Here is a 20,254-nt window from a genome sequence, read left to right as displayed (position 1 = left end):
GAGTAGGTCAAAACACATACCCGAATGTTGCAAAGTCATTGGTACCTGACATCTAAGTTGGATTCCGCAAATGATTGAATCACCAAACCTCTCGTTCTACGCTCTTAGACAGCTTGGACAAGGGCAATATCGAATCATCTGGTATGGCAATATCATTGACGGGCTCAGAGGTACGCTGATCACGGTGGTTTTTGCTCCATACATACAATCAGCAGGCAGTAGCGAGATGAAGTGCGATTTCACAAATCGCATCCCAATCCGTCTACCGGTCGCTTTTTTACGCCGGTTTAGGATTGGTGATATCTGGGAAAACCAACAATGGACTGGTCAAGTAGATACGCAAACGCAGGAAACATTTAATCTCCAAGTAACATCAGATTCTATTTGCGTTTTACCAATCGGGGCGCCACTCGAGAAAAACAGCAACCACCCACAATATTTGCTTCCGTTTGATTTATTCGAAGGTCACCGAGAGCATACCCAAACTCATTGTCTTCGTTTTGACCTAGACGATGGTGCGATCTTAGTCGTTCCGTGCATGGAGCTAATTAGGTTTTACTTTGGCTCCAGTGGCAGCTTCCTTAAGCGAATATTTTCTGGGGCATTTGCACTAGACCAGCTATTTCAAAACGCCAAGTTAAACAAAAGAACTGGAACTGCCAACATTGCACTCGCAGCAGATTTATCCGGCGTCGCGGCAGCCACTGTCGCCCGGATTGCATTTTGCAAACAGGCTAAAAATGCGGCGAGATGGATAGTTAATAGTCATGTTGCCTCTTTAGTAAATAAGCAGAGCTACTACCCCAAGACTAGCTTTCCATTTTTCGGAAGTACTGACCTCACTACGCGTGGACGTTGGCTTGTTACAGATACGTCGCGAGTATTTCTTGTAGAGCAATTAACTAGCTGTACTCATCCTTTTCCATTTCAATCTTTGTATTACACGTCCTCGAAATCGTTATCCATTCCTAATGATCCCTTGAAAAGAGATAACACTGCCAATGATGATCCAGCGGATCATAACGCGCAAAAGATCGAACTCAGCGACTCGCAAGTGTCAAACTTGTTAGCATATTTAGGGCTCACTGAAGCCTATGAGGGCAGACCTAGTTTTCCTGACCTAGTAAATAAGCACATCTTGCGAACTAATAAACAGCAGCAGGGAACTAAAGCCCCAGGCTGCAGCAATATCCAGGAACTAGGTGCAGGGCCCAGCACAAGTACGGTTGATCTTCGGGGGGCTGAGCTAGTATCGGATCTTAGTGATGTGATTTCAGCTTTACCAGAAACACCTCGAATCGTAACGCAAGCGATTAAAGCATACCAAGTGATAGAAAAACTTCATCTGACTTGGCAGCCATTTCCAGGTCAGGATGAGTCAACGGCAAAATTAATACGTGGCGATACTCTTTTTAAGACCGATATTGTGCCGAAACTACAAAAGATTTGGGCTGGCATTCTTAAGGTTAATATAAATGGCATCATTGCATCAGCGCTAATACTAATGCGAGACCACATTACTGAAGATGCAGATGATCACATCATTGCAGTGCGCTTAGCTGCTAATTACATAGACACTGAAATTGAGGAGTTTTGTCTTGCATACGCAAATCGAACACAGTCGTCTAATTTTAATGACAGAATAGTTTGTATGATTGAATCAGCAGGAGCTACTAGTATTTTAGATGTACTTCACCGATTGATCTGGATAAATGGGCCACTTTTTGGGCAGCGCCCACTAAGAAAAGGGGAAACCGACTTGCTTCGGAAAATAGTTAAACGCTCAAAGGAGCCATATTGATCTTAGTGCAGATAGATGAGCATTAAAATATGGTCAATAAAACAACGTAAGTTCATTTGCCGAATACGAAAATGGTATAGCGAAAAAATGTCGATTTTTTTTAGATTGCTAAGCATGTCACCAGCAGATCAAATGACCGCCGTACGTGTAGGGTTTGAAGCTGCTGATGCTGAAAAAATGGCGATATACTACCGACTTCATCTTCCTGATCTAGCAACTATGCTCAGTTTGACTCCACGTACGTTGCAGCATCACGCTAAACAAAGTCGGCGATTGGATTCTGTAGCAAGCGAGCGTTTATTGCGTTTGGCTAGAGTTGCCAGTCATGCTACAGCTATTTTCGGGGACTCAATCTCTGCGGGGGGCTGGCTTATGCGACCACACTTATCGCTTTTAGAGGCCACGCCACTATCGATGCTTGATACGGCTTATGGCGAACAGGAAGTTGAACGGATCTTATGCTCTATTGAATATGGATTGCTAGTTTAGGTCACAACGAAGTGTAGAAATAGATATTGCTACAAGCCTCAATGGGCTAGTTTCGCTATAAGCCTGAAATGCAGACTCAGACTTACTTAAAAAACAAAGGCTGCTTATCATTCAAGTTGTGGTATCAACCGCTGGCACCACACCAATATTGATCGCCCAAAGCGGGCATTCAGGTTACTAAGAAAGCGTGTGACAATTCAGGTGTATATTTCGCGTTTGGCTTTAGAATGTTGATAGGCTTCAACCATGATTGCAGCGACAGTGAGAACGTTTGCCCCTGAACTTTGGAGTTCAGTTGATTATTTTCGTTTTTTTTATATTGGCACCCACTCATTCAATTCAGACACGACGAAAGCAATTTCTGGCGTCAGAAATCATTTTCAGAAAGCATTAATCCTGCATCAACTCTCCACCAAGTTGTTGCCGAACCTTTCCAACGATGAAGCAGAAATTCAAAGTAAAGGTTACACCCCAGCGACCAACGCCAAGGAATTCTCAGCTGTATTGGAGGAAGTCTTCACAGAACTCTATTCGTCTATTGACTGCACAAGAAAAATAATCGTAGCTATTTACAGACGCACACGTGGATTACCAGACTCAACACGAAAGCTCTTTCACAGAGTGAGCGACGGCCTTCTTGGAAATGATTTTCCAGATGAGTTGAAACATGCTATTGCGTCGGCTGATTGGTACGATGAATTGCTAGCCATTCGAGACGAACTCACACACTCAGACATTGGCAACTGCATGATTGACCGCGATACGAAATTGGTCACTTATATGCACACAGGCATCTATCGCAACGGGATACCACTCATTATCACGGACGTAATGGGCAAATTGCAGTTCTTAATTCAGTCGATCAACACATTCTTGGAAGCTGTCTTTCATTTTCTAAACTCGCAACTCGAGATCACTACAATTGACCAGCTATGTGGGATCTTTTTTGGCCGCGCTTATCTCAGGACGCTAACGATCGAGCCGTCAATTGATCTCAATAGTGGAATCTGTCAATCACATACGTGGTTTGACCATGATGTCCAGTTTCGATGCCCATTAGCAAACTCATGTGGGGCTTACACGCGAGCAAAATCGCCACATCAGCCCAAGCCTAACTAGTAATTCAAGTGGGCATTACTGGGTCTCCGACATCGTTTTCTTTAGAAATGTCTGCTAAGACCCGAGTAGCTCAGGCATACACCCCAACAAATGAGGGGGCTACAACAATGTCGTCGCAGCCAAGGTAACTAAGGGCAACAACACAAAATATTTATGTACAAATTGTCGGTGAAATAAACAGCAATGTTCTGACAGTTAAATACATGGATCAGCATCGACCAGAATAGTGGCAAGAATCGGAGTTTGACCTTTCATGGGCACCTTCTATGCGACCACACCAAGGGACAATTACTGTTTGGTTTATGCTGCTAAAACTAATACAACCATGGATAAAGCACCAAAAACTTAGGAGTTAGCTCATTTCTGTAATGCTAAACTGAGCCAAATGCCCATACTGTTTCAGGTCGACGGCTTCCTGGTCAACAGCGCGGTTTGAGCAGGCAGAAGCCAAGTCATCGAACACTTTATCGCCCGTGGGCAACCATGGCAATTGAGCCGCTTTTCCACTTAGAGCTACATAAGGGTGCGATGTCTCACGGTAATGCACCTGCATTCTCATCGGCAGATATAATGCGCTTAGCTCAAGTTGCGGCAATTGCTGCTTCAGGGCCATAGCAATTCGCAGTCCTTCCCGATCAAGATCACCCCAGAAAAGTATGCGTGGCAACGCGAAAAGTTTGGAGAGGTTGTGATTGCTTCCGGTTCTGCTGAGAATCTGACATTCCCTGCGCAGGACGCTCTCAACCAGAGCCAAACCAGCGCAGCTGTCAGACATTGTATTCAAGCCGTATCCATAGGATGCTACTAAGGCAAGCCGCTTGTCCAATCCAGCTTGCACGGCCAATTCAAAGCTAGTGGTGTTCTCAATCAGAAGAACCCCAATAGGGTCGGGTGGTCCAGCGACTACAATGTAACGCGGAGTCGATGGAAAATGCTCAGCGCCAAGTAGACGGAGCGTCGATAGCGGCAGCCTGCTTAAGATTTTTGAAGAACCAAGAACATGTTGCGCGCTAACGCTGAAACCGAAAACATTCTCCTGCGAAGTGGATTCGATACGCTGAAGCCCTGCAATCACATGTCCCATGTCTTGGGCGTCAAGCCCTTCAAAGAGCGAATATGACGCCGCCAAAGCCTCCGATAGAAGTGCATTTTCCACTGTAGCTACTTCAAGCGCCTCAAGCCATGTTTTCTCTGTAATTGACATGTTAACGACGGCCGGAACTACGGTCAGATATCCCGTGTATGGCATTCCCATAATGTCAGGCTTGTATGAAATTAAACCGCTCGCACGTAACTTCTGCAAGGCGTCCAACACAGAAACTAAATCAATTTGAAGGCCTCCTGCGGCTCGGGAAGCTACGCCCGCAGCAAGTAGCTTGCGAGCCTTTGTGCCTGAGATGCGTCGCAACCACGCAAGCAGGGAGCTGCAGGTCTCATCCATTGGTGGTCTCGCAGATGCTCGGCTGTCGTTTATGCATAAATGTCGCGAGCCCTATTGATCCCTCGGGACGGCCATCCTCGAATCGGACATAGCTGCGTTCGCCTTCGACATCGCGATTGCCTACACGTCGACCGACGACGAAAGAGGGGAATATCTTAGAATTGTTTCGGTACTCGGGATTGTGGATCAAGCCAATCAGCTGCAAACTGCTGTCGGCATCACCCAGCCCCTTGAATGCCTCATCGATCAGACGACGGTCCGTAAGGTTACTAAAGAGGCCATCAAAAAACAGCACACGCTGCGACCTACTGCGCAGCAGCCTCTTGGAGCCACCTCCAAGATGTCGACGTACGGCGCACTCAAGATGGTATTCCGACTCCCGAATAAGCCACAACATTTGCAGGGCGGACTTTTGGCCTTCCGAAACTCCTGGCTGCACTGCACGTGTCTTGCCGTCCCACATACCAACATGAACAAATTGAACAGATGGCTTAATAAAGATTCGATCAATCAAAGCACGCCGAATATCAGCGCCAAGATTGGTGTCAACGCTGGATCGACTCAGCTTCTGCCGAGACTTAGCTTCACGTTTGTGTCCCTCGATGTGATCACGCAAATCTTGCATCAACTTTCTAATGTCTTCCGTCGAAATCACCTCGGCCTCAATCATGAAGCGGGCCTTTGGATTTCTCGCCATCACGGAATTCATTGTAGATAAATTTGTCTTGCAGCTCTCTACAACGCGTGTCAACGCATCATTGCTGGCCGACTCGATCACAGTAGTGGATTGTTTAAGCTCCTCCAGCTCATCTTGCTCAGCTTTTAGCTGTTCGCGCAAACGGCAGCTGATGTTGGCAAGGATTGAGAGCTGTTCAGTAGTGTTGGCGCTTTGAATAGCCTCAATCTCAGCTTCAGAGAACCCTCCGTCGCTCGAGGTCCGAGCTTTGACGCAAAAGGCTTCCCGCACACGATCAAACTCGACCTTAGCTCGCGTCGCGTTCCTTCGCGCCTCACCGATGTCCTTTCCTGTTCGAGCGACGTCGATAGCCTCGACCTCTCTTCGGAGCAAGCCGATGGACGTCCGATCGAGGCATCCCCGATCCGGACGCCAGTCGTTAAGTTCCCAATAAAGTTTTTCGGCTAGCTCGTACGCATCGTGCGACTCCGCGCGAGAACCACCCGTCTCCCCGAATCTCAAATCGTCTTCAAAAGGTGCTGCTTCGTTCCTGCGATTGCAGAAAAAGTACGCGAGTTCGTGTAGTGCTTCAGCAGCCAACCACGCCTCTACGATTTCGCCCTCAAGCGATTCCACTTTAGCGCTGAGCTCTAATGCTTTAGTAACAGCTTCAGTGCGCCGACCTTTTGCCTCGGCGATCTGGCGGTGAAGTGCTACCTCATCCTCCCCCTGATGTTGCTTGAAGGCTTGCACGCGGGAGTAGTTAAGTGACCGCAATGGGTTTAGCGCATCACGGAGCCCTTCCAATTTGGCAAGGGTACGTGATTGTGCCTCCATAAAGGCAGAGCTTCCGTCTGAGTCGAATGCTTTTGCCCGCATCAAACGATCCTGCATAGATTGGAAGCTGGACATGAAAGTAAGCTCATAATTGATAGCCTGCTGAAGGGCTAATTGGCACCTCGTCAGCTGTGCCTCAAGCGTCGGCATCGCTGCGTCAATGTTCGCAAGCTGAAACTCCAGCGACCTGATCTTTTCCTGCAAAGCTTGGAAGGTTTGATGACCACCACCATTGACGAACCTGCGAGCGCCATCGTGCGCAACGATCGCCTGAGAAGTCAGAAGCGAAGCAATTTCGATGGATCGTTTCTCAATCGCGACCAGCTCTCCGGCCAACTCATCAATCTCGATGTTTAGCACGGACAAAGCGCCTTCGCCGCCCGCATCGACAAATTTCCGAGCGTCATGTAAGAGTGAGAGAGCCTCTGGTGTAATGAGGTTCTTAGCAACGTCTAGACGCTTCTCTAGCTCCGCAAGTTCCTCTTGAGCTGCATTCGCTTTTTCTACAGATCTTTGTTTTATTGCTTCCTGGGCAAGTAACGCTTGCCGGTATGTGGCTGTATGTGGGGTGTGAAGCTGAGCCTTTTCCAGAGCTGCATCATGTTGGGCCAGTTGCTCGTCCCGTTTCATTACAAGCGTTGCTTGCTCTTCAATTAGTGCCTGCGGATCTACAATGGCTCGCATGCGGCGAGACTTGGCTCCGGCGAAAAATCCCAACGACGCTAGCGTTGAGGAGTCTTGATCCGGTCCCTGCTTGAGCTGTGAAATCAACGGATCAAGCAACAGCAATGGGACGTCGTGGCCACACTCCTGTAGAACAGCCAATGCCTTTTCAGCCCTGTCGATGTCTGCAGCAACTGGAGCATCCAACAGGGGACCAAATGCGGCTAGCAGAGGCAGTGTATCGTCCTTGGGAAGCCGTAAACCGAGGATCACATTCAGGACTCGCGTCAGATCAAGGTTAGCAGCTTCTAACGCGCGATGCGCTGCAGCATAGTCGGCGTTACCAACTTGGTTGAGATCATCAAGAGCAGCCAATTCGCGATCGAGGTCTTCAACTATCGCCAGTGCGGCCCTCGCATCCTCAACTGCAGAGGCATGGGCGACATCAGTGTTGTGCAACCAAGTCGCCGGGTCTAAGCCAGTGCGCCTAAGATGTTCCTCAAGACTCTCTGCCAATGGGAAGTGTTGCGAATACACAGTCCGAGCGGCGCTTTGAGCGTCTAACAGGGCTTGATAGTCTTGCTGGGGTGATGCTAATTGCGGATCAATGTCGCCGAATAGCTGGTTGTACGACGTTGCAGCAGAGGAAAGGAGCTTTAGCTTTTCATGCGACAGAGACTTAGTGCGACGAAGCTCCTCAAGCTGTTTCTTATTATTCTCTAGTTGTTGGCTTTCCTCTAAAGGTGGACTAACCGTGAGTGGATCAACGCAACCAAAGATAGTGATGAACGTGTCGTATGCATGCATGTGCTCGGACAAAGTGCCAAGCTGCACTGAAGTAGTGGCGATTATTTGATGCAGCTCGTTCGCTAATACTGACGTTTGGTTGTATTCAGTTTGGGCGTTACTTGCTTCGGTCGAACAGGCTAACTTTTTATTCTCAATCGAGACTCGTTCAGCATTGAGATCTAAGATCCGGTCCTCAATCGCAATCAATCCGAGTTCGGCACGAACCTGTTTTAGCTCTACCCAGCCACTCGTCAGCGTACCGACACGCAAGTTGTGCGCGTTAACCGCAGCCGTTCGGGCCAGAGTCTCTTCGGTGAGCCACTCTTGCACCTGTGCTGGCGAATCATGCAATTCAGTCGGAATCAGGTGCAGCTGCTCGCAAAACTCTTGGTAGGCACCTTGGTTTTCCTGCCACTCCATTACATGCTTTTCAAGCCGTTCCCTATCAGCCTCTGCTGCTTGCCCGATACTCTGATTCTGATTGATTTCATTTTTCAGAGAGACCTTATTACGCTGTAGTTGTTCTAGTTTGTGACGAAAGATGTTCGTGTCCAGCTTACTTTTCGCCAAGTCGAATGCCTGTTCTAAGGTAGCATGCAGCTCTGAGGCATCCTCGAACCGCCGTGATACAAGCTCCCGCGCAGACTGCAAATTATAGTGCTGCGGTGGTTTTCTGGGTCCGCCACGGCTCTCTAAAATTTTGATATCGCAATATAAATCAATAACTTGCGAGCTAGTCACTTGACTTAAAATTGCAGGAAGTGATGCAGATGACCTGCCGGCCATCTCGTTGAGACGACCTGTTTTCAAGTTCAGTAACGCGGCCAGACCAGAGCTCTCGATCAACACGCTCCCATCCTTATCTATGACCATAGACCTGAGGCAATCCCTAGTCTTGGCATCCATAGGAATTTCATCCAAGGAGCGAGGAACGCCGGGCATCCTTGTATCCTTGCATCCTGCAAAGCGTGCCAAGAATGCCGCATCAACGGCCAGTGTCTGAAGCTGGGTCTGGTAGGCCACTTGAGCGGTCTCAATCTTGCCTGCGGCGTCTATCACTGGTCGAAACTCGATCTCAAGCGCCTCGCGACCATTAAGATATTTCTCCTTTTCTTCCACCTGTAGTTTGGCGTCGATCAGGGTACCCATGGATTTCAGTATGGTGTCTTCGACATTGCGCTCATCTTCCTGTGCGGAGTCGCCCATGACATTGGTTAGTAGCTGCGGGGCAACGACCTGTCTGAAATATGCTTCATCGAACCGTTCGGTACCATTGGTTTTAACCTTGGAGAATGCTGCTGAGGCATCACCAGCACCTTCGCGATGAAATATTACGTTCTGTCGGACTACATCCGGGCTCATGAACAAGCCGACGACCTTTCCCCACTCGGCAGCGGAGTTCCAGTTGTCCCATTGACCCTTGATCCTCTTGACGTCGGCTTGCAACGCTGAAGTTGTGGTGAATTCGATGGTCGTACCATCCATCCGACATGCAGGCACATCTTCGAGAGAACCAGAATATCGATAGAAGCGCGGTCTTTCATCGTCGCGGTTAGCGCAGACTCCTATCACGACGGTTTCTGCAGGAGAGAACTGCGGCTCGGCGGTCATCAAGTCGCGCTGAATTAGATCTTGATCGTGTAGGATCGCGAATTCAATGCGGATGTGGGTAGCCACCATTCCGGCTGGCGAGCATCGCTCGAGGAAACGCTGCTTGAGCACTCGATCCTGACTCAAAAGGTAAAGAATAGCGTTGGTTACTGACGTCTTACCGCCACCATTAGGGACCTGCACCGCAGTTGATGCACCACAAAGATTGATGACGTTAGCCGGCCAAAGGGGCCGCCAGTTAGCAATGCCCATGCTGGGTACCCAGCCCTCACATAGGTAGTTGACGATCTCGATACGGTTTATAAGGGCCATGGATTTATCAATATTCGGAGGAATCGGAAGGGCGGACCAGAAGGTCACGACCGGTTTCTAATGGGCCAGTTGCCTGAATCCAGGGTTCAAGGCCTTGCAAATAGTTGCTTTTCATTTCAAGGGCACACAGCAAAGATTGCCTATAGCGGTCCGCCCCGAGATTATCAATCTGAGCACCATCAACCATTAAATCGATGAACCGACTAGCATACTTGTCAACTATGGTGCCGCTCTCGGCGATGAGACAACTGTAGACAACGTCACTTTGCAGGGTGTCTTGACCCATTTTGCGGACGAGGTCGTTGATATAATCATGCATCGCTTGAACTAAGTCTGTGCGAGTGAACGTTGTCTCAACATAGCGACTCACCTCTGTTGCGACTCGGTTACGCCGAGAGTAAAAAATCGAGAAAAGCACAAACCAAAGCTGAGTGAACCAGATACGGCGGGATGTAATGGTGTCATTTTTGAGCTGCATTCGCTCGTCAATCCAGCGTTCACTGAACAGGGCACTAGCCTGATCCAGTCGACGCAGTAGCAAGAATACCTTGCCGCCAGGTGCTAGTCCCTGCGTTTGAAAATCGCTGAATGTTACGATGTCAAAACCAAACCCCAGCAATAATCCATCGAGTTCTGTGCGGGTTTCGATGTCAGCTTCGTCTAGCGTGCGGGCTAGTTCTCGCTCATCGCGGAGTCCCTTGCCTCTGGGGATTGTCTCCATGCGGCGGTACTGAAGAAGAAAGGCCAGAACGCGCCCCATTTCGAATCTGTTCATACTATCGCCGTCCTTTCTAGCCGCGCTAGTTCAAGGTCGGAATAGATCAACTCTCCTACCACGCGATCCACCTGAGTAGAAACCGTCCGCGGAATCCTGATTTCAATGAGATATTCCTCCCCTAAAGCCCAGGGTGAGATGTAGATGCCAAGCAGTTCGGCAAGTTCGAGCTGGTCATCTAAAATGCACCACCCACGCTTCAACGCCTCTGAAAGTGACAATGGCCCCGTTGCGAGACGAGAGCTAATGGCGTCTGCGTATTGGTTCAAGAATTTCAGGCGTTGATCGACGCTCTCGGTATTGCCTATAGTAGTGTCAAAGCGTGGCGCAATTTCTTCCTTGGCCACTACAACACGAACCTTACCTTTGACATCCATAGGTGACAAATAAAGCCCATTGAACCTCAGCGGACCGAACTGCCGAAACAACTGAACGAGCTGTCGGTCGGAAGGAGGGTGTTTAACTAAATTCAGTGCTACATCAAGAAAGTCTGTCGGCGAGACGGCGGACTGTCGACGCTTGGCAACTATTCTAGTTAGTTCAGCCAGATTACGACCAAAGGCTTCCAGAGCTTGATAGACACGCAACACTTGGTACTCAAGATCGAACACGTCAACAGGCAACATGTCATCCAGCTCATCGTTGCCCTGAGCCCGCCAGACCTTCAATCTCGCTTCAGCTTGCCGCAGCAGTTCTGAGGTCTTCTGAATGACATCTCGGAATCGCGGCAGCTTGACCTTGAACACGTCGGAGTCGCGATCCACGTGGCCTCGTTCGATCTCTAGCTGAAGTTCGATACTGGCGTAGCGAATGGTGTCAAGTAGCCCCTCTGAGAACGAGGGAACCACATCGAAATCACCTGTTTCAATTGCTCTCAGCAGCTTGAGTGCATCCCCTTCTGCATAGGCAAAATCGGTAATGTTAGAGCAAATGCTGATGGCATCGCGGCCTGTGGCTGTTAGCCGATAGTCGTCGGCATAATAGGTTCGTTCAATTAGATTGGTCTGCTTTTCGCTAACCAAATCAGATTTCCCTTCTGAGCGATCGATCGCCCACAACTCCGTTGGCCGAGCAAGTACGTTGAGAACATAGCGAAGCTCTTCGGACTCAACACTCGGAACAATTTCCCGAACCGAAATTAATAGTGCGTCGAAGCCTGTAAATTCATTTCCGGCCTCGTGTGTGATTCTCCTTAGCGCATCCAACACAATTCCTGCTAGATCCAGATAGCGGCCGTCAGGCCTACCTGCACGCTCCTCTTGCGAATATGCGGACGAATTTCCAGGCCCCCGCTGAGAATCGTGGAGATCAAGCAGTCGAGCACTTAATCGAAGGAGAGGAAGGCAATTCATAACAAAGCAACGAATCTTATTAATTAGTTATCATTGAATATAACTGTGTGGCGAATATTATGCAACTGCAACTATGAATTTTCGTGTTGTATACTTCTACAGTTGTATATTGAGAATAATTACGGCGTGCCTCCTACCATAGTTACTAAATCTGATGGCAGTGGCCTAGAAGATACCTCCCTGCGCATTAGGGCCATGGATATATTAATCCGCTGGGAAGGCGAACTCACGAACGCGCGCATTCGTGAGGTATTTGGTGTCCAGGCAGTTCAGTCTAGTCGTCTGCTTGCTGCTTACATTGCGGAAAGGGGAAGAGTGCTAAGTCGCTCAACACCGAGAGCCGCAGTCAAGCCAACAGCAATGTTTGATGATGAAGTTCCTTCGACCTCTGCTGATGATTACCTAAGTTTGCTGTCCACTGCATCGGTTAATTTGCCAGGATCTGACCTCGTAACGGAGGTTCGCCCTTTGCTGCTTAACGAGAACTCGGAATTATTTGCCGACGTGCTCAATGCCAGTCGAAATGGCACTGGTCTGCGGATCACTTATGGCTCCTTGAACAATCCAAGGGGAACCGAAAGGTTGATCTTTCCTCACAGCTTGGTTCGCGCGCCGCGCCGCTGGCATGTACGAGCGTGGTGTGACTTACGCAATGAATTTCGGGATTTCGCGTTAGGGCGTGTGCATTCCTATGTAACGCTTGACCAGCCAGCACCCAAGACGCGTAGTGATGATAGCGACTGGAACAAGTTTATCGATCTTAAGATCGTAGTACATCCGGAGTTCAGTGAAGACCACCAACGCCTCTTGCGTTGGGAAAACTTTGCAGGAAATAATTCGATGGTACTGAATGTCCGAAAAGCGCTTGCAAGCTATGTGATTCAGGATTTAAGGCTTGCTACGGATTTAAAACGAGATCGCCCGCCGCAATTTCAGCTGTATCTGGAAAATGCTAAAAGTCTGGGTGACTTGTTTAGCGTCGGAGTAATTCCTTCGTAATGGTGATTACGAGGTTCTCGAGAACTGTCTGACCTTACATATATATCGTCAGTGAGCGGGGGATTACCAGAGGCCAGACTAACTTCGTACGCATATAGTACGATCTCCAGTAATTAGATCTGTTTGAAAGGCACACTAATGCGCGTATTTGTCGATACTGAATTTACTGATTTCGTACAAATCGATCTGATCAGTATCGCTCTCGTCAGCGAAGATGGTCACGAGTTCTATGCCGAGCGAAATGACTACCGTGCAGAAGATTGCTGCGAATTTGTACGCGAAGCAGTGCTCCCGTTGCTTGGTCGCATTGAAGGAGCAATATGTAATCGAACTGAGCTCACTCTACGGCTTCGGACGTGGTTTGAATCGCTACCGGAGCCCGCCACGCTGATGTTCGATTACTTTGCCGATTGGGAACTGCTGGCCGATGCTTTTTTAGGGGATGACTTTGATCAGCCCCCAATAAACGTTGGCGAAAAGCAGATGCTCACCAGCGAGTTCATCGGCAATCCGATTTTTCAGCGTGCGCTTTACAACTCATTCACACCTGACTGGCCAGCACATCATGCACTTGCTGATGCGCGGGCATTTCTACATGCATTTCACACTTTGAACAACAATGGTCAATTTTAAACCAATAAAACGTCGCAATTGCAAGAGCTAAGGAAGATTGCTTAACATATTAATTAATAGATTTAAAAAGCCGACTTTATCCACTTGATTTATCCACCTTACAGCGTTCCCCGACTCCCCAGCAGGACAAACGACAACCTGACCTCGTTGCTCATCGTGACATATTACATCTATCCCTAATATGGCATCACTGAATAGCTCAGGCGCTAGCAGATACGAGCGTGACCCTTTGCTTTTACTCCGTCATCAAGCACCGATGCATGAATGCTATAGCACTTTCAGTTGAAGCTGTCGTTGGACATACATGCTCTGTGAGTTACTGGTTCGGTAAATAAAGCTGAGCCAATAATAATAAACATATATTCCCATTGAAAAAGGAATGGCTTTCTTACGGTTTATTCACAAATCACCAGTATGGCTTCTTATGTTAGGGGGCAGAATGAAGTGCCGTAGCTAATCAGCCTAGTTGATCCAGCCAGCCGCCAAATACAGCAGTGGCCAACGTTTCGATGTTTTTACGGTGATTTTCAGCATCTCGCCGCAAAGCATTGAGATCAATATCTGCCGCAAGCAGCTCGCCACTGTGTCCCACCAGCCATTGCTCCAGCCTGCGTAGATCGGATTCCAAATGGAATTGCAAAGCCAGTACTTGCTTGCCAAAACTAAAGGCCTGGCTCGGCACACATTGTGGAACTCGCTAGATGGTTAGCCCCAGCTGGAATCGCAAAATGATCTCCATGCCAGTGCAACACTACTGGTGTGAGCCCTTGTGCGGCTAAAGGCGATTGCAGCCCAGCATCAGTAAGCGTCAGCGGATAAAAACCGATTTCCTTGTACCCCATAGGGGTAATCGATGCACCTAGCGCGGCGGCGATCAACTGTGCGCCAAGGCAAATACCCAACGTTGGGCGTTGGTCTAGTAAACGAGTTTTCAGCGCGGTTATTCATTAGCCAGCCAAGGAAAGAGCGCTACATCGTTCACGCCAATTGGTCCACCCAATACCACCAACAGGTCGACATCCGCATCGGTCAGTAAATCGACACCAGCTTCCAGGTAGGTGATGTCATAGCCGTGCAGTTGTAGGATAGGCGCTAGCAGGCCAAGATCTTCAAACGCCAGATGGCGTCAAATAATGGCTTTCTTCTTTAGTTTTTTCATTTGAGTGATCCGCCAATTCTATTGGCATGGCGTTCAGTGGCTAACTACCCAGATTACAGAGGGTTTGGGTATTTGCAAGCTAGTAATTTGCACCATCTGAATATGAAAAATCATAAGTTCATCGATTCTTGATGTTTTCAGCCTCACATTCTTTTGCATGCCTGCGCCTCCACCTGTTCAATAAATCAAGCAAATCGTCTTGATGCAGTTGAGCCAAGAGGTGCAGTAACGCCGACATGCCTTTGGGGTTATTGACGCCCCGAACATACTCAACATACGTACGATGGCTTACTCGCATTAAATCAGCTGTATCGCGATGAGTCATCCGCTTTACTTGCCGCTTTCCTGCCGCAGATTGTGCTGCGCGGAGGAACTCACTCAATCGCATTGCATCTCCTTACTTGTTAGAAAGTTACTCTTGAAATGTGTTCGAATATTGTCGGGAATTTTACACTGCAAATTACATAATCATGTACTTTTTTTACAAAACCAAGAAGAAAATTAATTTTGGAATAATTTGACGTGTGTTTTGTAGTATATTGCCATTAATCCTTGTGGAATAAGGCTTTTAAAAGGTTCTATTTATGCATATAATCTCAGCAGAACAGTGTGAAACTGCCCTTTCAAAGTACTATCGTGAACTCTCCAAAATTCCTTACGAAGCATGGGATGAATGGAAAGCTAGCTCCGTCGCTCAACGAATGGCTCACAAGTCAGTTCGGGCAATGAATGTCTGGAATAACATGGTGGGATTGGCTGAAGATCGTTTTGCCGATCAAGCTTTAGGTAATACTGACTGGGTAAAACTTGGGCATCAGAATGGTTTGCTACTTGAGGGAAAGTTCTTTGTTCGTCTTAAAAAAGGCGATACACAACTCAAGTCAAAAAACTACCCAACACAAAGTGCATTGAAATTTCATGACCAAGAGACCGATCTATTTGGTGGTTTGTGTCGTTTGGAATTAATTTATGTGCTAGATAAGCATGAAATGAATGTAGACCAAGTAGCACTTGTTCAGCGGCACAAGGGTCAGGTCGTATTTGTACGTGATTTGTCTAATTTGGACGATGACATTCAAATGCCGGTTGCAAATGTTCAACCTCTACGTCCGCCCCCAAGTACAACGACGGCGGCTCATATTATTAAATTTAACAAGTCAGAGACAAACGATGACCAAGTGGCAGAGCAAAATGGAACGGGGGGAAATAGTTAATCGCCCGATTCAATATGAAATGCTGCAACTTCGCAGAAGAATGCTGGGATTAACTCAATCAGAATTAGCCAATAGCCTTGGTATAAGCCAAGGCTTGCTCTCAAAAATTGAACAAGGCCTCAAACCGATAGAGTCAGAAGAGTTATTGCATAAATTTGCCAATACCCTCCGATGCGAAGTTTCTTTCTTTTCACAAAGAGAACAACTTTATGGTGCGCCTATGAGCGCACATCCAATGTTTCGAAAGCAAGCATCTGTAGGTCAAAAGATGCTTGATAAGCTTTTAGCTGAAACCAATGTGCGGATTGCTCACATCAGAACTCTGCTGTCGAGTATCGAATTAGCACCGGACCTTCCGCTTCCACGATACGATATTGACGAATTGTCAGATGGGCCTGAACAGGCTGCCGAATATGTACGAAGGGCATGGTATTTACCCAATGGGCCGCTAGATAACTTAACCGTCCTTTGCGAAAGAGCTGGTTGTATTATTATTCCTTGCGACATGGGTGACGCAAAAATAGATGGGCTTACATATCGATTAGCAGGATTGCCACCACTGATCTTTATGAACAAAAATTTGCCAGGGGATCGTTGGCGATTTACGTTAGCACATGAATTAGGGCATGTTGTTTTGCACCAATATCCCTCAGAAAATATGGAAGACGAAGCTAATATATTTGCATCCGCACTCTTGATGCCCAAAAATGACATTGGTCCCTATCTTCGAAATATTGATATTGCGAGAGCAGCCAGCCTAAAACCCACATGGAAAGTATCAATGGGCGCGCTCATAGTCAGAGCTAAAACGCTGCGTAAAATCACGGAAGGTCAATCTGGCTATCTTTGGCGCCAGATGTCAATGCAGGGTTATCGTCTTGCTGAGCCGCCGGAACTCCAGTTCCCACGAGAAGTTCCATCTCTTTTGCCCGCCTTTTTTGATCATTTTAGGGGGCATCTAGGCTACACCGAGTCGGACATAGTACAAATTCTAGGGCTCTTTATCGGAGAACTTGCTGGGCTGTACGACTTGCCAGCATCTTGGAAACCTGCGTTAAGAGTCGTAAAGTAGAAATTCAGACGAGTCACCATGTGTAACGGAACGGATTATTAGAAAAAGACATTTGTAAGCATTTAGTAATCTATGTTGCGGATCGATATTTCTCATCTTGATGCAATAGAAAATGGCTGGCTGGTTTGCAAAGTTGTGGCAGCGAAAGTCTGCCGTTTTTTCTGGGGCGCCTTATAAAAAATCCCTGCACAAACAGGCTTTGCGCAGGGATTTTTATTGCTAATTAAAGATCTCTAAATGCATGAGCTTTGATAGCTAAATGACTAAGAATGGTGGACTGCTGCGGATTCTAGCGGATATGCCCCCCATTCTGATCGCTTGTGATCAACCTTGCTAATGAGTGATTCGCAAGCTGCTGAATATTTGACCTGCAGCTTTTTGTCAGCAATTAGGCTTTCGCGGACATTCATGTTCGAGACATGAATGTCTACTCACAACTTTATGGTAGACCTGAACGTACTAATTCACCGGACTGCACGGCTTTTCGCGCAATCCGGTGAAATGATTTGTTGGAACGGCCTTGTATTCAATGAATGGATGGCTTGGCTATCTCACGTTTTGCAAATTCCGACGCTAATAGGTACAAAAACTGTTGCGGCTGGCCAGTGATGAAATCTTGGACACGCGAGCCGAAAGCGCTATCGGTGATAGAAGGATAGTGATGTGGACGATAGCGAGTAATAGACCCGAAGTAGTATGCACGCGCGTAAATGGAAAGTAACAGTGGAAGAATCTGCGGCATTTCATTAGCAGGACATTGGACGGTCCCGGGTCTGTTAGACAATTTCAAACCTCGCGCTGCGACCATTTCAAAGGCCTCAAGATCATGCATGGAGCCGCAACCGACATTGAGCACAATGTCAAAAACTTAAGTCAACCGGTATCGGCTAAAGGCAACCTGTTTTTCAAATGCTAGGACTCAAAAATGTCTGCGACTGCGACCACATTTCTTGTTAGCTTCTCTCCAATTCTTATTGGTGTTTTTCTTGGGGCGATGGTATCGATCATTCCAATAGTAATAGACACGGCCAAATCGAACTGGAAAAAACGCTTTCGCCAGCAACTCCGCTCCGCGATTCACAAAGAAATACTTACGTTTGAGGATATGGAGCATATAGCGGAACGCTGGAATCAGGATCGCAAAGCAGTACTGCTATCCCTGAGAGTACTTCACTCAGAAGCATTATCTGGCGAAGATCCTGAGCTTACGAAGCACTGCGATGCCATCCGAATACTGCTTTCGAGACACCAAGCGCGCGAGCCATATGCAGAGCTACCTGAGAATATTAGTCTTCAGCTTTCTCGTCTTAGCGAGATTAGTGGCACAACTGACACCATAGCTCAATTAGCATCGTCACTTAGTGAGTTGTATTCCTCAAATCAACGCGAAATTGTCGAGCAAAAAAAGTACAGCTTCTGGGGCTTTGTCATAGGTATCGTTGGTGTGCTCCTAAGTGTCCCGGGTCTATATATCTCGCTCCGAGCGTAAATTTTAAAACTTCATTTAACCCGTATGGATTATCTCGGTTCCTAAGCCAAAGGTGCTAAGCTGCACTTTCGGGACATATCTAAATACGCTTCGCTTAGAACAATAAGCACCAACGATGACAATAGCCAACGTGTACACGCTTCGGCTTTAATTGACAAAGGCTACATTGGTTCTCGATAAGCCTAAACACTGATTTTGGTTCTTGAACAGATCACTCAAAGAGAACCCATGATAAATCAAATAAAGCCTACTTGGAACTTCAAGCAGAATCAGTTGGGGGGGACATCAAAAATAGCGCCTTGATTCTGTACGCAAGAGCGTCAATACCAAAACCATGTCGCCCACCTCCAACAAATAATGATTCAGAATGATTATCCCCAAGCATTGCTGTGCGCGTTTTTTCAACGTAATCGACTAGCGCACCGCGCACGTCAGGACTATCCCGTAAAATCTCAAGCACCATAGCCATGTCAATGCACTTCAAGTGCACAATATAAGACCCATGCCATCTCGTTGCTTTCATCAAAGCAACGATGACCCGATCACGTTCCATCAGTTGGTACTGAAAACTACCGGGTTGTAATCTACGGATTTGTTCCTCTGCACACATCAACAACCAATCATATTCAGCATCAGTACAAGGCCAATGCCAGTTTGGCTTTACTGCATAAGGTTGAATCATTTTCGCATTTCGGTAGCCCATTATTTCTCGTAACGAATTTTGCTTAACCAGGCGGCCACTTTGCTTCAAATAACCTGCTGCACACTGTATTTCTTCTGCATTTGGGCAATATTGAGAATGATCTAGCTGCTCTTTCACCACTCGTTCGAACCACCAGGGTGGGGGGGTATCTGCTAAAAGCCAAGATTTCCACATACGAGCACTTTCACATGTCCTTACAAATCGATCTGGCCAATCCTGTAACAGCCACAGCGCCATAAGCACCAACCAATGACGTTCCTCGATTGACCGTAGTTCGAACACCTTACGCTGAGTTTCATATTTATGTAGAGGAGTTATTCCTATCTGATCTTCAACTGCCTTCAATAATTTTGCGCCCCTTGCGGAAGCAAGCAACACAGCCAATCGATGTAAAACATCAAAGTAAAGATGGCTATATGCAAGGTTTTCAGAACCAACAAACCACCATCCAGTCGAACATGCAAGGGCAAGGGAACGCAACTGCGCCAAAGTTTGACCATCGGTTCCAGGGGGATCGTAAGCGGGGGCACGTGAAAGATCCGTGCCGCATATACTGCAGCAGGCTGACGATTTAAATTGATGACGCGCACGATACCCAACATCATTTCTGAAAAACGCAACAGGTGCTCCACAGCGATGGCAGCAGTCATGCATCAAGATGCCATGCCTATCGCATACAGTCGAAAATGCCAATCTCCAAGCACGCCTAAAATAAGGCTCTGCATCTTCGGCAAGGCACAATGGGCAGAACTGCAATCCAAAACGTTTCCACGTCCGGTGATAGATTCCCAGAGGAAGAATCCAGCGGGTATGGCCATGTGCATTATGCTCAGGGTATAGCGTTCCCTCATATGCAGCCAAAGTCAGCGCGTGAATGTCTTCCGGTGCTTTCCCTGCCAAATCAGCCAATTTTTGAATCACAATGGGAGAAGCAAACTTGTCCTGGTCTCGCGCCCAGAAGACGCTATACCGGCCAAATATTCGGTCTGCTAAAGTTTGCGCTTTTAAGCTGTTTGCGTGGGCAAGCCGCAAAAACCAATGAGTAAGTAATTCATCGGGATAGGGCTGAGGATGGATCGGTAAAATTGCGCCGGTCAGACCATAGATCTGTGAAGGCATT

The 20,254-nt window shown here is 47.5% G+C and carries 16 protein-coding genes; 8 read left to right on the top strand and 8 right to left on the bottom strand.

All coding sequences use genetic code 11. From position 1 onward, the window contains the following. The first annotated feature begins 70 nt into the window (after positions 1-70). The 3 genes from K4H28_RS14545 to K4H28_RS14535 all read left to right on the top strand — a co-directional run bounded on the left by K4H28_RS14545 (position 71) and on the right by K4H28_RS14535 (position 3,409). A complete protein-coding gene (locus K4H28_RS14545; RefSeq protein ID WP_221005864.1) occupies positions 71-1,801 on the top strand; it encodes a hypothetical protein in 1,731 nt (576 codons plus the stop codon). A gap of 114 nt (positions 1,802-1,915) precedes the next feature. Next, a complete protein-coding gene (locus K4H28_RS14540; RefSeq protein ID WP_221005863.1) occupies positions 1,916-2,290 on the top strand; it encodes an Xre family toxin-antitoxin system antitoxin in 375 nt (124 codons plus the stop codon). Between the two features lie 246 nt (positions 2,291-2,536). Then, positions 2,537-3,409 (top strand): hypothetical protein, encoded by an 873-nt coding sequence (locus K4H28_RS14535; protein WP_221005862.1) that lies wholly within the window; start codon positions 2,537-2,539, stop codon positions 3,407-3,409. Between the two features lie 352 nt (positions 3,410-3,761). On the opposite strand, the gene K4H28_RS14530 is transcribed toward K4H28_RS14535, so the two are convergent. Genes K4H28_RS14530 through K4H28_RS14515 form a run of 4 tightly spaced genes read right to left on the bottom strand, consistent with a single transcriptional unit; the run spans position 3,762 to position 11,721 of the window. Further along, positions 3,762-4,850, bottom strand: coding sequence for a Wadjet anti-phage system protein JetD domain-containing protein (locus K4H28_RS14530; RefSeq protein WP_221005861.1), 1,089 nt, complete (start codon positions 4,848-4,850; stop codon positions 3,762-3,764). After that, complete coding sequence (locus K4H28_RS14525; RefSeq protein ID WP_221005860.1) at positions 4,843-9,786, bottom strand: hypothetical protein; 4,944 nt, start codon at positions 9,784-9,786, stop codon at positions 4,843-4,845. Before K4H28_RS14525 ends, K4H28_RS14530 begins: the two co-directional genes overlap by 8 nt. Beyond that, positions 9,746-10,513, bottom strand: a complete 768-nt coding sequence (locus K4H28_RS14520) for a hypothetical protein (protein WP_221005859.1) — start codon at positions 10,511-10,513, stop codon at positions 9,746-9,748. Before K4H28_RS14520 ends, K4H28_RS14525 begins: the two co-directional genes overlap by 41 nt. Further along, positions 10,510-11,721 (bottom strand): hypothetical protein, encoded by a 1,212-nt coding sequence (locus K4H28_RS14515; RefSeq protein WP_221005858.1) that lies wholly within the window; start codon positions 11,719-11,721, stop codon positions 10,510-10,512. Before K4H28_RS14515 ends, K4H28_RS14520 begins: the two co-directional genes overlap by 4 nt. 189 nt (positions 11,722-11,910) lie before the next feature. Here K4H28_RS14515 and K4H28_RS14510 point away from each other — a divergent pair, with 189 nt between their 5' ends. Next, entirely contained in the window at positions 11,911-12,864 is a 954-nt protein-coding gene (locus tag K4H28_RS14510) for a helix-turn-helix transcriptional regulator (RefSeq protein WP_505706978.1), read from the top strand. 138 nt (positions 12,865-13,002) lie between these two features. After that, positions 13,003-13,497, top strand: a complete 495-nt coding sequence (locus tag K4H28_RS14505; RefSeq protein ID WP_221005856.1) for a 3'-5' exoribonuclease — start codon at positions 13,003-13,005, stop codon at positions 13,495-13,497. Between the two features lie 457 nt (positions 13,498-13,954). On the opposite strand, the gene K4H28_RS16810 is transcribed toward K4H28_RS14505, so the two are convergent. Beyond that, positions 13,955-14,179, bottom strand: coding sequence for a type 1 glutamine amidotransferase family protein (locus tag K4H28_RS16810; RefSeq protein ID WP_255573550.1), 225 nt, complete (start codon positions 14,177-14,179; stop codon positions 13,955-13,957). Next, complete coding sequence (locus K4H28_RS16805) at positions 14,160-14,375, bottom strand: type 1 glutamine amidotransferase family protein (protein WP_255573683.1); 216 nt, start codon at positions 14,373-14,375, stop codon at positions 14,160-14,162. Before K4H28_RS16805 ends, K4H28_RS16810 begins: the two co-directional genes overlap by 20 nt. Before the next feature lie 865 nt (positions 14,376-15,240). Between K4H28_RS16805 and K4H28_RS14495 the strand changes: the two genes are divergently transcribed. After that, complete coding sequence (locus K4H28_RS14495; protein ID WP_221005855.1) at positions 15,241-15,870, top strand: hypothetical protein; 630 nt, start codon at positions 15,241-15,243, stop codon at positions 15,868-15,870. Next, positions 15,827-16,942 (top strand): helix-turn-helix domain-containing protein, encoded by a 1,116-nt coding sequence (locus K4H28_RS14490; RefSeq protein ID WP_221005854.1) that lies wholly within the window; start codon positions 15,827-15,829, stop codon positions 16,940-16,942. Before K4H28_RS14495 ends, K4H28_RS14490 begins: the two co-directional genes overlap by 44 nt. A 526-nt stretch (positions 16,943-17,468) precedes the next feature. Here K4H28_RS14490 and K4H28_RS16965 read toward each other — a convergent pair. Next, positions 17,469-17,750 carry a YaaC family protein gene (locus K4H28_RS16965; protein ID WP_373312817.1) on the bottom strand — a complete coding sequence of 94 codons (282 nt, stop codon included), beginning with the start codon at positions 17,748-17,750 and terminating at the stop codon, positions 17,469-17,471. Between the two features lie 117 nt (positions 17,751-17,867). Between K4H28_RS16965 and K4H28_RS14480 the strand changes: the two genes are divergently transcribed. Then, the gene (locus K4H28_RS14480; RefSeq protein WP_221005852.1) at positions 17,868-18,431 is read left to right on the top strand and encodes a hypothetical protein; all 564 of its coding nucleotides are present in this window, start codon (positions 17,868-17,870) and stop codon (positions 18,429-18,431) included. A gap of 259 nt (positions 18,432-18,690) precedes the next feature. Here K4H28_RS14480 and K4H28_RS14475 read toward each other — a convergent pair whose 3' ends face one another. Beyond that, positions 18,691-20,253: a TniQ family protein gene (locus K4H28_RS14475; protein WP_221005851.1), complete on the bottom strand. Its 1,563-nt coding sequence runs from the start codon at positions 20,251-20,253 to the stop codon at positions 18,691-18,693. Between the last annotated feature and the right edge of the window lies 1 nt (position 20,254).

It is taken from the genome of Deefgea tanakiae (assembly GCF_019665765.1).
Taxonomy (GTDB): Bacteria; Pseudomonadota; Gammaproteobacteria; order Burkholderiales; family Chitinibacteraceae; genus Deefgea; species Deefgea tanakiae.
This window is presented reverse-complemented; position numbering and strand designations above follow the sequence as displayed.

Bases quoted from the DNA above. Each gene is read 5' to 3' on its own strand.
- K4H28_RS14480 (WP_221005852.1), top strand. From the start codon at position 17,868: ATGTCTGCGACTGCGACCACATTTCTTGTTAGCTTCTCTCCAATTCTT.
- K4H28_RS14540 (WP_221005863.1), top strand. From the start codon at position 1,916: ATGTCACCAGCAGATCAAATGACCGCCGTACGTGTAGGGTTTGAAGCT.
- K4H28_RS14530 (WP_221005861.1), bottom strand. From the start codon at position 4,850: ATGGATGAGACCTGCAGCTCCCTGCTTGCGTGGTTGCGACGCATCTCA.
- K4H28_RS14535 (WP_221005862.1), top strand. From the start codon at position 2,537: ATGATTGCAGCGACAGTGAGAACGTTTGCCCCTGAACTTTGGAGTTCA.
- K4H28_RS14545 (WP_221005864.1), top strand. From the start codon at position 71: ATGATTGAATCACCAAACCTCTCGTTCTACGCTCTTAGACAGCTTGGA.
- K4H28_RS16965 (WP_373312817.1), bottom strand. From the start codon at position 17,750: ATGGTCGCAGCGCGAGGTTTGAAATTGTCTAACAGACCCGGGACCGTC.
- K4H28_RS14475 (WP_221005851.1), bottom strand. From the start codon at position 20,253: ATGCCTTCACAGATCTATGGTCTGACCGGCGCAATTTTACCGATCCAT.
- K4H28_RS14495 (WP_221005855.1), top strand. From the start codon at position 15,241: ATGCATATAATCTCAGCAGAACAGTGTGAAACTGCCCTTTCAAAGTAC.
- K4H28_RS14520 (WP_221005859.1), bottom strand. From the start codon at position 10,513: ATGAACAGATTCGAAATGGGGCGCGTTCTGGCCTTTCTTCTTCAGTAC.
- K4H28_RS14505 (WP_221005856.1), top strand. From the start codon at position 13,003: ATGCGCGTATTTGTCGATACTGAATTTACTGATTTCGTACAAATCGAT.
- K4H28_RS14490 (WP_221005854.1), top strand. From the start codon at position 15,827: ATGACCAAGTGGCAGAGCAAAATGGAACGGGGGGAAATAGTTAATCGC.